Origin of the sequence: Synechococcus sp. PCC 7335 (assembly GCF_000155595.1) — a bacterium.
Taxonomy (GTDB): domain Bacteria; phylum Cyanobacteriota; class Cyanobacteriia; order Phormidesmidales; family Phormidesmidaceae; genus Phormidesmis.
In genome coordinates this window covers 3,377,270-3,390,236 of the sequence record NZ_DS989904.1, presented here as the reverse complement: position 1 = coordinate 3,390,236, position 12,967 = coordinate 3,377,270, and the positions used below count along the sequence as shown (strand labels likewise).

6 protein-coding genes are annotated in these 12,967 nt (G+C 45.1%); 3 read left to right on the top strand and 3 right to left on the bottom strand.

From position 1 onward, the window contains the following. Positions 1-123 precede the first annotated feature (123 nt). Complete coding sequence (locus S7335_RS14480; protein WP_006455737.1) at positions 124-495, bottom strand: DUF805 domain-containing protein; 372 nt, start codon at positions 493-495, stop codon at positions 124-126. A 199-nt stretch (positions 496-694) separates the two neighbouring features. Continuing rightward, positions 695-865, bottom strand: coding sequence for an amylo-alpha-1,6-glucosidase (locus S7335_RS27820; RefSeq protein WP_227500061.1), 171 nt, complete (start codon positions 863-865; stop codon positions 695-697). 293 nt (positions 866-1,158) lie between these two features. Between S7335_RS27820 and S7335_RS14475 the strand changes: the two genes are divergently transcribed. Beyond that, complete coding sequence (locus tag S7335_RS14475; RefSeq protein ID WP_006457284.1) at positions 1,159-4,104, top strand: ATP-binding protein; 2,946 nt, start codon at positions 1,159-1,161, stop codon at positions 4,102-4,104. Positions 4,105-4,196: 92 nt separating this feature from the next. On the opposite strand, the gene S7335_RS14470 is transcribed toward S7335_RS14475, so the two are convergent. Further along, positions 4,197-6,422 (bottom strand): amylo-alpha-1,6-glucosidase, encoded by a 2,226-nt coding sequence (locus S7335_RS14470; RefSeq protein ID WP_157620490.1) that lies wholly within the window; start codon positions 6,420-6,422, stop codon positions 4,197-4,199. A gap of 229 nt (positions 6,423-6,651) precedes the next feature. On the opposite strand from S7335_RS14470, the gene S7335_RS14465 reads away from it, so the two are divergent. Both S7335_RS14465 and S7335_RS14460 read left to right on the top strand, forming a co-directional pair. After that, on the top strand, positions 6,652-7,701 hold the full coding sequence (locus tag S7335_RS14465) for a chemotaxis protein CheB (RefSeq protein ID WP_006454407.1): 1,050 nt from the start codon (positions 6,652-6,654) through the stop codon (positions 7,699-7,701). A 160-nt stretch (positions 7,702-7,861) separates the two neighbouring features. After that, positions 7,862-12,796: a chemotaxis protein CheB gene (locus tag S7335_RS14460; protein WP_006454881.1), complete on the top strand. Its 4,935-nt coding sequence runs from the start codon at positions 7,862-7,864 to the stop codon at positions 12,794-12,796. Positions 12,797-12,967 lie beyond the last annotated feature (171 nt).

Sequence of the window (12,967 nt, the reverse complement as noted above, 5' to 3'; positions counted from 1 at the left end):
TGCCAAATGTCCTAATGCATTAGGACATTTACGGATCGAGTTGTTTTCTCTAAATAGAGGTTGTGGTCTTCGGAAGTCTTCTAAGTAACTCAACGAATACGGACGAATGCAATAGAGAAATTGCTAAACAGAGGCTGGGCGCTTGGGATTAGGTCCATACTCGTTGCGCTCAAAGCTGCTGTCTTGCACTGTAAAGACGAGCAAAATAATGGGGCCAACTAGCGGAATAAAAGCGATTAACTGCATCCAACCACTGCGACCCGTATCGTGCAATCTTCTGCATGTTACTGCAATACTAGGAACTAAAACACCGATGGTGTAAATCACGCCTAGCCCTATCGTCTCAACCCCTAAGATGGTGCTGATAAATCCATCTACGAACCCAACTGCGAAGCTAATAAGAACGTTGAACAGAAAAAAGTACCAGTACCCTGCTCGTCTAGCTCTGCCTTCAAAGGTGGCATACTTTTTTAGAACCTTGAGATACCATTCCATATTCTTATTAAACTCCCAGCAGTTAGAGTATTAATCAACAAAATTGAATTGTCTAATTAGCATCTGAATTAGACAGAGACATGAGTTGAACATGCCCAACTTCAACTGTCTGCCAACACAACAGCGATACTTGGGTATAGCAAGGTTACGATAGCTGCTGTTCAATAGATTGCCAGACTCTGAGAACTTCAGCGGCTGTTCAGGCTTGTGAAAAGGCTCTTCGTGCCACAAACGAAGAATTACCGTCGAAGATTTCACTTAGGGTACCCAAACACTCCGATTCTAAATGTTGCATAAGGGGGAGAAGAAAACTGTAAGAAAGCTCGGGAGCTTTATATGCTTTGAGATGAGCTTGAACAAAAGGTCCAATCAGCCAGCTTCAAGTCGTACCTTGATGATAGGCACCATCACGCCTTGTGCTCACTGAATTTCTCTCACCTGCTTAGTTTGCTAACAGAAATCATCCATACATACATACATTTTTCTACGCTACAGGGATTAATAGAAGTAAAGAAGTACGGCCCTACCGAATTCCCTATGTACGTGTTCTTCACGAAGATTTTGAGCGTCTAAGATGCCCTGATTCTCAAGCATCGAGAACATTTAATGCCACTGAGCATATGGAATCGTATAGAGCCAGAAATATCCCTGGGTTCAAGCTAGATGGCTACAACAGCGCGCAAAGTAGTACGAGAACGACGCGATTACAACACTTGGGTCGTGAATGAAACACTAGAAGACTATTCACTACGATATGCACCAAAGTCATTTCGTAAATGGTCAGAATTTTCAGTTGCTAGTACCGCGCTAGGTGGGATCTCGTTTTTGGCTTTAGAGGCGATCGGGGGAGCCTTAGCCATTAGTTATGGTTTCAGCAATACTGTCTGGGCAATTGTCATTTCTGGCATCATTATCTTTCTCACAGGCGTTCCTATTACCTACTACGCCGCAAAATATAATATTGATATGGACTTGCTAACGCGAGGGGCAGGGTTTGGCTACATCGGCTCGACTATTACATCTCTAATTTATGCCTCATTCACGTTCATCTTTTTTGCGCTAGAAGCTGCCATTATGGCGCAGGCATTGAAACTATATTTCCACTTACCGCTAGCGTTCGGCTATGTTCTGTGCTCAATCATTATTATTCCACTCGTATTTTATGGAGTGACATTAATTAGTCAGTTGCAGCTTTGGACGCAACCTATTTGGCTAAGTTTGATGATTTCTCCCTATGTGTTTGTCTATTTGAAGGAACCAGACGCGCTTAGCTACTGGAAAACTTTTTCGGGCGCTTCGCCTAGTGGCGCCAACTTTCATCCGCTTCTATTTGGGATGGCTGCTACGGTTTCCTTATCTCTTATTGCTCAAATAGGAGAGCAAGTAGACTATCTGCGGTTTCTGCCAGATAAAACTCATGAGAATCGTTCACGCTGGTGGATGGCGATGATTTTGGCGGGGCCAGGTTGGATTTTGATGGGAATGGCAAAGCAAATTGGAGGGGCTTTCCTCGCTTCTTTAGCTATCCGGCATGGCGCTTCGATCGCTCAGGCGAAGGAACCGATCCAGATGTATATGGCCGGTTTCTCTGATATGTTTTCTGACCCTGGAGTAGTGCTGTTTGTTAGCACTTTCTTTGTCATTGTCTCGCAGATTAAAATCAATGTAACCAATGCCTATGCTGGTTCACTGGCATGGTCGAACTTTTTCTCACGAATCACTCACAGCCATCCAGGACGAGTGGTTTGGCTCGTTTTTAATACTGCGATTGCCCTCTTGCTCATGGAGTTAGGCGTTTTCCAAACCATTCAATCAGTCCTGGCACTGTATTCCAACATAGCGCTTGCCTGGATTGGAGCACTCGTTGCCGATCTCATCGTCAACAAACCGTTGGGTTTTAGCCCTTCCTATATAGAGTTCAAGCGAGCCTATCTCTATAATTTCAACCCAGTCGGATTTGGGTCAATGGGGATTGCCTCAATTATCTCAATCATTGCTTTTGTGGGGGTATTTGGAGACTACGCTCAGGCCTATTCACCATTTATTGCACTAAGTCTTGCATTCACCCTTTCACCCATCATTGCAATACTGACCAAAGGCAGATACTATATCGCTCGCCCGAATACGATATTAGATACATTCCCAGAAGATTCTCTACTGAGTTGTTGTATCTGTGAACAGTCCTATGAGCCAGCTGATATGGCTTTTTGTCCCGTTTATGATGGGACAATCTGCTCATTATGTTGTAGCCTCGATGCTCATTGCCATGACAGCTGTAAGCCTACAGGGCAAGGTCGCATTTTATCTAGGCAAATTGCAAACCTAGCATTTCAGGGAAAAGTTGCTCCTCAGCTTGGTATTCGAATTATTCGCTTTACTATATTGTTTCTTTTATTATCCGGTAGCATTGCTGTTATCATAGGTGGGTTTTTATATCAATCGACCTTGAGCAATGTTCAGTTGAACAGCGAACCAGTTCGCAGGATGATGACTGAAGTATATTCCGTACTGCTTGTTTTAGGAGGGATTACTGTTTGGCTCTTTGTCCTTAGTCAGGAAAACCGCGAACTAGCAGAAGATGAGCTAGAGGAACAAAACCATCAGCTTCAGCAGGAAATAACCATGCGTCAGCAAACTGAGACAGCACTACAAGAACTGACTCAGCAGCTAGAACATCGAGTAAAACAGCGCACGGCTGAACTATCACAAGCATTAAGTGGGCTAAAACAAGCGCAAACAAATCTGATCCAACAGGAAAAGATGTCCAGCCTAGGACAGCTAGTAGCTGGAGTTGCCCATGAAATCAATAATCCAGTCAACTTCATTCACGGTAACGTGGAATATGCAAAAGAATATATCCAGGACTTATTACGGTTAATCGATCTTTACCGTACCCACTGTCCTAATCCCGGCGATGAAGTTGATAAGGCTGCAGATGAGATCGACTTGGACTTTCTCTACAACGATTTACCAAAGTTACTAGCGTCGATGCAGATAGGCACAGAGCGTATTCGAGAGATTGTCTTATCGTTACGTACATTTTCTCGTCTCGATGAGGCAGAGGTAAAAGAAATTGACGTACATAGCGGGCTCGACAGCACACTGTTGATTTTAGGGCATCGCCTAAAATCGAATGGAGTCCGTCCTGCCATTGAAGTGGTGAAAGACTATGGTGATTTACCGTTAGTGAAGTGTTATGCAGGCCCACTCAACCAAGTGTTTATGAACATTTTGGCGAATGCACTTGACGCATTAGAAGATTCTTTAGCTCAGCAGTTGGAAGATGAGGCCAAGGTATCGACTACTACAATTTCAACAGACCCCAAAATATTGATCAAGACTAAGGTGCTAGACGCTGGTAAGCAGGTTGAAATTCGCATCGCAGACAACGGCTTGGGGATGCCACCAAAAATCAAAGAAAAGATTTTCGACCCTATGTTTACAACTAAAACAGTTGGTAAAGGCACTGGTTTAGGTTTGTCTATTAGCTATCAGATTGTGGTAGAAAAGCATCAAGGCTCCTTACACTGTGACTCGACACCTGGGAAAGGAACTGAATTTGTGATAATTCTGCCAGTCAGAGCCAGTGCTGGATCTACCCATCGATAAGCTGAGTAAAGAGCATCAGCGAGTTGCAATACTTCTTTGTCATATGCGAAACTGACATATCAGCGCAGGTCTAATTTCAAAATTTCAAGAGTTTACAGTTGCTGCTCTATTAACTGACAGACTCTGAGAACTTCAGCGACTGACCAAGCTTGTGCATAAGCTCCACGCGGTAAAAAGGGCGCATCTCCATCAAAAATTTCGCCCAAGGTACCAACGCACCCCGAGCATATATGCTGCATAAGAGGAATAAGAAAGCTGCGAGAAAGTTCTGGATCTTTGTATACTTTGAGGTGAGCTTGAACAAAAGGTCCGATCAGCCAGCTCCAAGTCGTACCTTGATGATAGGCACCATCACGCCTTGTGCGATCGCCACCATATTTACCCACGTAGTTTGTGTGTGATTGAGCTAGCGATCGCAGCCCATAAGAAGTCACTAGCTGCTGAGCACAGGCATTGACAATGCTTTTCTGCTTTTGTTTATCAAGGGGTGGTGCGTAAGCGAGTGAAACCGCAAAAAGCTGATTAGGACGAAGAGAAGGATCATTGCCATCAGGACCATCGATTACGTCATAGCAGTAACCAACAGAAGCATTCCAAAATTTAGAGAAACTATCAGCGCAGCATCTAGCAAGATTGAGATAGTCTGAATTCGGCCGGCCCAACCGGTCACAAAAATCAGCCATACAGAGCACCGCGTTATGCCATAGAGCATTAATTTCAACTGGTTTACCAATTCGAGGAGTAACCACCCAGTCATCCACTTTGGCATCCATCCAGGTGAGCTGCAAGCCTTCTTCTCCTGCATAGATTAATCCGTCTGCTTGATCCAAATGAATGTTGTATCGAGTGCCGCGCAGATGCCAGGTAATCACAGATTCTAATGCCGGGAAAAGCTCTTCGAGTAATTCGTTGTCTTCTGTGGCGTGGACATAGGCGCGAATAGCTTCAAAATACCAGAAGATCGCATCTACAGTATTGTATCCAGGTTCGCTATTGGCTTCTGGAAAAGCATTGGGTAGCATACCCTGACTCAGATAATAAGCAAAAGTGCGAAGGATAGGACGAGCAACTTCCGTGCGGCCCGTTGCAACTGTGAGTCCAGGTAAAGCAATCATGGTATCTCTGCCCCAGTCTCCAAACCAAGGATAGCCAGCAATGATAGATTTTCCATCTGTTGTTTCTTGAGTTTGTAGATCTGTTATCGTCCGTCGAACAATAAACTGATCAGCAGCGAGAACTAACTGTTGGAGAAGAGAAGTTGATACTAAGGTTGACACTTTTGAAGCAACAATTGTCTCTGGTACAGCGTTGGAAGTGGTTGCTACGGCAGAGCGGTCACTGTAGATTTCTTGAACTGGTTGATCGGACTTCAGAAAACCAGAAAGAGAGATAGAAAACTGATCAAGAAGATTCTGCTCGTATTGTTGTCTATCAAGAAGTATTCGCTTTTCATCTAGGTTTGGATAGGGTTCTGTACTAGCCGCAATAGTAAGGACTTCGCCTGGTGTGAGCGTGGTACGGATAGTAGCGCAGTGGAAGTGATCCTCAATATGAGAAAGTCCCCGATATTTCTCTTGAGTGAGGAAGTAATGCTGATACCATCGGTTAATAGGCTGTAGCTGACCTTTTGTTGTCAAGAGATAAATAGGTACTGGGCAGCCTGTAGCCTCTACTTTCAAACCTCTAGGATGAGAGCGGGTGAGAATTTTCCAATAATGATTCTGCGGTTGACTTGAAGATTGATTTTGTAATGGGTTCTGGGTAGGATTATCCTCTAAGCCTTGTTGAAAGTTTTGCTGTTGACTGTGCGTGACGTGGTGATGGTTGCGGTGGTTGACGATGACCTTGATTGAAATCTGAAAAGGAGCCGTTGCCCGCAGCAGTTTGTATTGAATGTAGGTAGTGTTCTCACCAAGCTGCATCCAGATACGTTTCTCTAATAGGGCATCGGCGCAAGCATATGTCCAGGTAGGAATAGTACCTTCTAAACGAAAGCGCTCTAGATGTCGGTAGCCGTTTCCAGTAATGGTCCCGCCCGCCCAGCGATCGCAGCTTAAGGGATAAGAAATATCTAAATATTGAACAACTTCATCTAGCTTAGTAAAGAGCAGCGTGCGGCCAAGTGGAGGCTCCAGAGCAGCCACAAGTAGCCCATGATAGCAGCGAGTCAGCATGCCAGAAAGCGTACCGCAGCCATAGCCACCAATCCCATTGGTAATTAGCCATTCACGGTTTGTAGACTGCAACAGATCGCCGCAAATATCTCGGCCAAAATCAATAGGCTGAGTAGAAGCAACACTGAAGAGATTACAATTCATCATTAAGTCTAGGAGCCTTTAATTAGAAACAACCATAGACAGTCACTAACCTACATACTCCCAGATACAAAACGTAGCTATATATATCTTGATTAAACTTTTCTTAAGCTTTCCTTCCAAAGGCAGATGATTCTTTTTCAAGAAAGCGTTTATTCGTTAGTAGCAATGATAATAAACAAATTTGTGAATTAGAAGTTATGAACCAACATTACCAAGATAGGTGCGACTGATGCTCCCTCACAGGGTTGTAGTTGTTGGAGCATCAGCCGGGGGGGTAGCTGCACTCCGCAACCTTTTTTCACAGTTCTCTCACGACATACAGGCTGCTTTTATCGTCGTTTTACACATTCTGGCTGAGTCTCCAAGCGTACTACCCACTTTATTGGACAACGCTGGACCTTTGAAGGCTAAGGCTGCCGAAGATAATGAGCCAATTTTGCCTGGGCACGTATATGTAGCGCCGCCTGATTTTCATCTACTCGTAAAGCCGGGCTTCCTACGACTGCACCGAGGCCCAAAAGAAAATCGACATCGCCCGGCCATCGACCCGATGTTTCGTTCAGCAGCGATCGCCTACCCAGGTCAGACTATCGGGGTGGTACTCACTGGCTATCTAGATGATGGGACTGCTGGGCTCTCGGCCATAAAGCGCTGCGGAGGATTTGCAATCGTTCAAGATCCTCAAGACGCCGATTTCCCAGATATGCCGATGAACGCACTTGCAGAAGTGGATGTAGACTATAAGCTACCGCTTCACCAGATCGGAGGGAAAATTACCCAGCTAGTTATCCAAGCTGCTAGTGACACTCACGAGGTTCCCAAAGACATTGTGATGGAGGCCAAGATTGCAGAGCAAACGGTGAGTGATATTCGCCGCGAGGATCTTCTCGGCCATCAAGTGCCAATGAACTGCCCTGACTGTAATGGCCCTCTTTGGCAGATGGAGGGAGGAACAGTAAAGCGCTATCGGTGCCATGTCGGTCATAGTTTTACAGCTAGAACTTTGATGGCTAGTCAGGACTCGGTGCTAGAGAAAGCACTGTGGGTAGCAATGCGTACGATGGAAGAACGTGCTAACCTCTCATTGTTGATGGCTAAAAACGAAGCAAAACAACAGAGAGACCTCTCTGCGCAGCTATATGCAGAGCAATCAGAAACGTTGAAGGCTCATGCTCAAGTCATTCGTCAGCTTCTGGTAGAAAGCACAACTTCATCTAAGTCCATTCCATCGACTTCGAATCATATCTCTTCCAATTCTAGTTATGTCTCTTCTAGCTAGACTTCTAACGAATGGAATTGATCTAAAGATGTCCCCATTTATACCGGGTTAAGCAGATCCAAGAAAGCTCTCTTTTTGTGGTCATTTCATATCAAACCGGAATCCGACGCATAGAATAGTTAGAGATACTTACTACTCTCATCCAAAGTTACCTACGGTTATGGCGTCTGATCCCTCTACTGGTTCACCTAGCTCAAATAACGAAGAACCTCAAGAGAATAGCCTTTTGCACGAGCCTAATGCCACTGAATGCGATAACCAGGCGCACACTCAACAGCTTACAGATGACCTTACAGATAACAAGCAGACTAATGACCAACAGGCTAATGACCAGCAGACTGAGCGTGTAGCTGAAGAAGAAATACAGAGCGCAGCAAGTACACCGGGCGAAAATACGCTGGCAGAGACAGAAATAACAGCACAAACAGCTTCAGTCACCCCAATTGAGGCAACTCCAAAGATAGATTCTTTCCTGACGGTGGGGATCGGAGCGTCCGCTGGCGGTTTAGAAGCTTTTCGAGCATTTTTTCAGCGTATGGATGAGAATAGCGGTATGGCATTCGTGCTGATATCGCACCTAGCACCCGATCATGACAGTCTTCTATCAGAGCTACTGGCCAAAGAGACCCAGATGCCTGTGCTTCAAATTACTGAGGAAGTAAGGCTGCAGCCTAATAAAGTTTATGTGATCCCGCCAAATGCAACCTTGACAGTTGACAACGGCATACTGCGGCTTTCCACACCAACACAGGCTAGAGGACATCGCGCTCCCATTGATATCTTCTTTCGTTCTCTAGCTGAAGATCAAAGGGAAAACGCAGTCTGCGTGATCTTATCGGGTACGGGCAGCGACGGCACGATCGGGATGAAGTCAATTAAAGAATTTGGTGGGCTGGCGATCGCTCAAGATAGCGAGAGTGCGAAGTATGACAGCATGCCGCGTAATGCGGTGCTCACTGGGCTAGTTGACTACGTGTTGCCAGTTAAAGACATTCCCGACAAACTAATTGAGTATGCACGTCATCGCGAAGGGCTACGAGCAAATCTAGGTGAAGATGGTATGCTGCCTGAAGCGGCTGACTATCTTAATCAGATTTGCTCATTGGTACGCCGCCGTATTGGTCACGATTTTAGCAATTACAAGCAAGGCACTTTAATTCGTCGAATTCAACGACGGATTCAAATCACGCAGACGGTTTCAGTTGAAGCTTATGTCGCCTATCTCAAATCAGATAATGAAGAAATTGATCTATTGTTCAAAGATTTGCTGATTGGCGTAACTTACTTCTTCCGTGACCCCGAAGCTTTTGAGGTTCTACAGCAAACAGCAATTACTACGTTAGTTCAAGATTGCGCAGACCGTAAATCTATTCGCGTTTGGGTAGCAGGATGCTCTTCCGGAGAAGAAGTCTACTCCATTGCGATTCTATTAGCAGAAGAGATGGAACGGCAGCGTACGCAGCTGCAAGTGCAGATATTTGCTACTGATATCGACGAGCAAGCTCTGGAAAAAGCCCGTCATGCTCGCTACCCTGAAAGCATTGCTGAGCAAATCACGCCAGAGCGCTTAGAGCGGTTCTTTCTCAAACAAGACGGTCTGTATCAAGTGGCGAAACCCCTTAGAGAGATGTGCATCTTCTCTCAGCATAGCCTAATCAGTGATCCGCCCTTTTCTCGCCTCGATCTGATCTCATGCCGCAATCTTTTAATTTATTTCGACTCTACGCTACAGAAGCGGTTAATGCCGCTGTTTCACTACGCGCTTAGAGAAAGTGGCTATCTGTTTCTAGGCGGTTCAGAAAATCTTTCTACGTATTATAGTGAACTCTTCCGGATTGCTAATAAGTCTCATCGGCTTTTTCAACGCAGAACAGCAATTGCGCCTCCACAGATTGACTTTCCTTTAGTTGATCTGAGTAGCTATCGTCAACTGCCTGCGCCCAGAACTCAAACAACAGCCAGTCGTCATTCTCGATTTACAAAGTCTATAGAGCAAGTACTGCTACAAGACTACACGCCGGCCTGTGTCATTATCAATGAACAAAATGAGATCGTTTACTTTTTCGGGCGCACTGGTAAGTATCTAGAACCAGCTCAGGGTGTGCCTAGCAACAACTTGTTCGATGTTGCTAGGTTGGGTCTAAGAACAGGTTTGAGATCAGCAATTCAGACGGCAAGAGATTTGCAGCGCAAGGTCGTTCGTGAGCAAGTTTCTATTGAGAGTGAAAATCAAATCATTACTCTTAATTTGATTATCCGTCCTGTTAAAGAATCGTTTGAAGAATCAGCGGAGGCTAGTCGCCTACTGTTGGTAATCTTTCAAGATGTAGGAAAACCCACTACCTATGAAACTGCTAGGGCCAGCGATCGTCAGCCAAAGGCAGAAGCACCAATTATCAAACAGCTAGAAGATGAGCTGCGTGTTACCAAAGAGGACTTGAGACAAACCGTTGAAGGGATTGAGACTTCCAACGAAGAGCTGAAATCGGCTAATGAAGAGCTGCTTTCTATGAATGAGGAATTGCAGTCTTCTAATGAAGAATTGCAAACCTCCAAAGAAGAGATGCAATCAATCAACGAAGAGCTCGAGACAGTCAATACAGAGCTCCGCAATAAAGTTGAAGAACTCGATACGGCTAACAGTGATATTCAAAATCTATTTGAAAGTACACGAATTGCGACGGTTTTCTTAGATGAGCGGTTGAGAATCAAGCGGTTTACACCAGCTGCGGTAGATCTGTTTAATCTGATTGGAACAGATGTGGGTAGGCCTGTTACCGATATTTCTTTATCTTTAGAAGGCGTCAGCATTGCAACAGATGTTCGAGAAGTGCTGCGATCACTTATCCCTATAGAAAGGGAAGTTTACGATAGAGGTAAGGGGATCTACTACAAGATGCGGATTATGCCCTACCGTACACTCGAAAATGTAATTAATGGAACGGTACTCACATTTATCGACGTGACAGGCCTGCACCAAGCCAGAAACCGTGCGGAACGGTGGGCTCAAAGACAGAGTGTTATTGCTGAATTAGGGACCTATGCACTACAGGACCATAGTGCGGCATCCGTTTGCGATCGCGCTACCGAAATCGTCTGTCAGACCCTTGAATCGGACACCTGTGGCCTGTTTGCCTATCAATCTGAGAGCCCCGAAATCCTGGCGTTAAAAAGTGGTAGTGGCTGGCCGCTATACTCTCAAGAGCAAGTTACGATCAGCGTTACTGACTCCCATTTAGGCTATACCCTAAGCGTTCAACAACCTGTCACTGTTGAAGATTTTTCCCAAGAGAATCGTTTTAGCTATTCGCCGCTGCTAAGGAAACTGAATCTAGTCAGCGGAATTAGTGCAATTCTGTATGGGCCAGCGGATGAAATATATGGTGTACTAGCTAGCTATAGAGCAAGCAGGAACCCGTTTACACCAGAAGATGTGTCTTTTCTACAGGCGCTAGCCAATGCTTTGGCTGCAACCTTACAAAGAGAAGCTACAACCTCAGCTTTAGAAAAGAGTAGAGAAAGACTAGATTTAGCAACAACCGCTGGTAACATCGGCATTTGGGAGATAGATATTGTTACAGGCGGATCAGCTTGGAATGATATAGAGTATGGCCTACTAGGGTTAAAACCTAACGAGGCTAACGACCCTAGCTTAGAGCTTTACTATCACCAGATCTATTCAGAAGATATTCCTTTAGTTCAACAGAAAGTAGCGGCTGCTATTGAGCAGAAAACAGAATTTGACACGGAGTTTCGTATCAGCTGCGAAGGTAGCCCACTGCGATGGCTAGCTGCGAAGGCCAGAGTCATTTGTGATACGCAGGGAAATGCCATCAAGATGATTGGTGTCAACTATGACATCACCGAGCGCAAACAGAACGAAGAAGCTTTGAAGGAAGCCGATCGTCGTAAGGATGACTTTTTAGCTGCCTTAGGCCATGAACTACGAAATCCTCTAAATGCACTGAGTGGCAGTATAGAGCTGATAAGCACACAGATAAGTACACAGATGAAAGCATCGCTCTTAGAGGAGCAAACGCGAAAAGAGCGGATGCAGCGAATGCTAGCAATTTCTACACGTCAACTGAATCAACTTACTCGCTTAGTAAACGACCTGTTAGATGCTTCGCGCATTGCCTACAAAAAGATCCAGTTACATCAAGAGCCATTAGATCTATCTCAGCTATTACGCGATGTAGTTACTGATGCACAGAACGCAGCGGCACAAAAAGAAATCTCTTTCAATACCACACTCTATGAATCATCTGTTTGGATCAACGGAGATTCTGTCCGGTTGCTCCAAGCATTTTCCAATGTCCTATTAAACGCAATCAAATTTTCTCATCCTGGCAGCACTGTTAAAATCTCTACGACGCTAAACACGGAGTTCGCTACAGTCCGAATCACCGATGCAGGTATTGGTATGTCTAAAGAAGCGTTTTCTCGCATTTTTGTAGCGTTCAGTCAAGAGAACCGTAGCTTGTCTCGTAGTGGAGGTCTAGGGCTAGGCTTACCTCTAGCGAAGGGGATTATTGAACTACATGAAGGACAGATAGAGGTAGATAGTCCAGGGATAGATCAAGGAACAGTTGTGACGATAACACTACCTCGTTTGAAAACAGAGATAGCCGAACCAGCTTTGCCTTCAAAGCCTGAATCCTCTGCTACATCAGCTACTAAACTGACTGAGGGTCAATCGCAGCATCCGTCTATAGCTGAAAAATCTAAGCGGGTTTTAGTGATCGAAGATTGCGAAGATTCTGCTGTCCTTCTCCAGATGTACCTCAACAATGCAGGGTTTATTGTAGATCTAGCAGATAACGGTAAACAAGGAATAGCCTTGGCACGGCAGCTCAAACCTGACGTAGTTATTAGCGACATTGGATTGACAGCGGAGATGGATGGCTATGCTGTTGCTCAAACTCTTCGCTCGGAGTCGATATTCCGCGATACCTTTTTAATTGCTATCAGTGGTTACGGACAGCTAGATGATAAGGCAAGAGCTACAGCAGCTGGATTTGATGAACATTTAACTAAGCCAGTCAACTTACAGAAAATTCGAGCGATAATTATGCAACGAATATTTCCTGAGTAAGTTAGTCGAGTGCTAAGCACAGCTCTATATGCATCAAAGGCTCTAAGTTCTAGGACGTAGCGTAGAGCTACTTTAACATCGGTTCAAGGTAAGGAAGTCGGTGAAAGAGGATAGGGTTGGCCCATAGGAAGTAGTAAGCGCTGCCATGCCGTAGGCTTATCGCACAGTGCG

What these genes read in the sequence shown, in the direction of transcription:
- S7335_RS14460 (WP_006454881.1), top strand. Translation starts at nt 7,862, where the DNA reads ATGGCGTCTGATCCCTCTACTGGTTCACCTAGCTCAAATAACGAAGAA.
- S7335_RS14465 (WP_006454407.1), top strand. Translation starts at nt 6,652, where the DNA reads ATGCTCCCTCACAGGGTTGTAGTTGTTGGAGCATCAGCCGGGGGGGTA.
- S7335_RS14475 (WP_006457284.1), top strand. Translation starts at nt 1,159, where the DNA reads ATGGCTACAACAGCGCGCAAAGTAGTACGAGAACGACGCGATTACAAC.
- S7335_RS14470 (WP_157620490.1), bottom strand. Translation starts at nt 6,422, where the DNA reads ATGAATTGTAATCTCTTCAGTGTTGCTTCTACTCAGCCTATTGATTTT.
- S7335_RS14480 (WP_006455737.1), bottom strand. Translation starts at nt 495, where the DNA reads ATGGAATGGTATCTCAAGGTTCTAAAAAAGTATGCCACCTTTGAAGGC.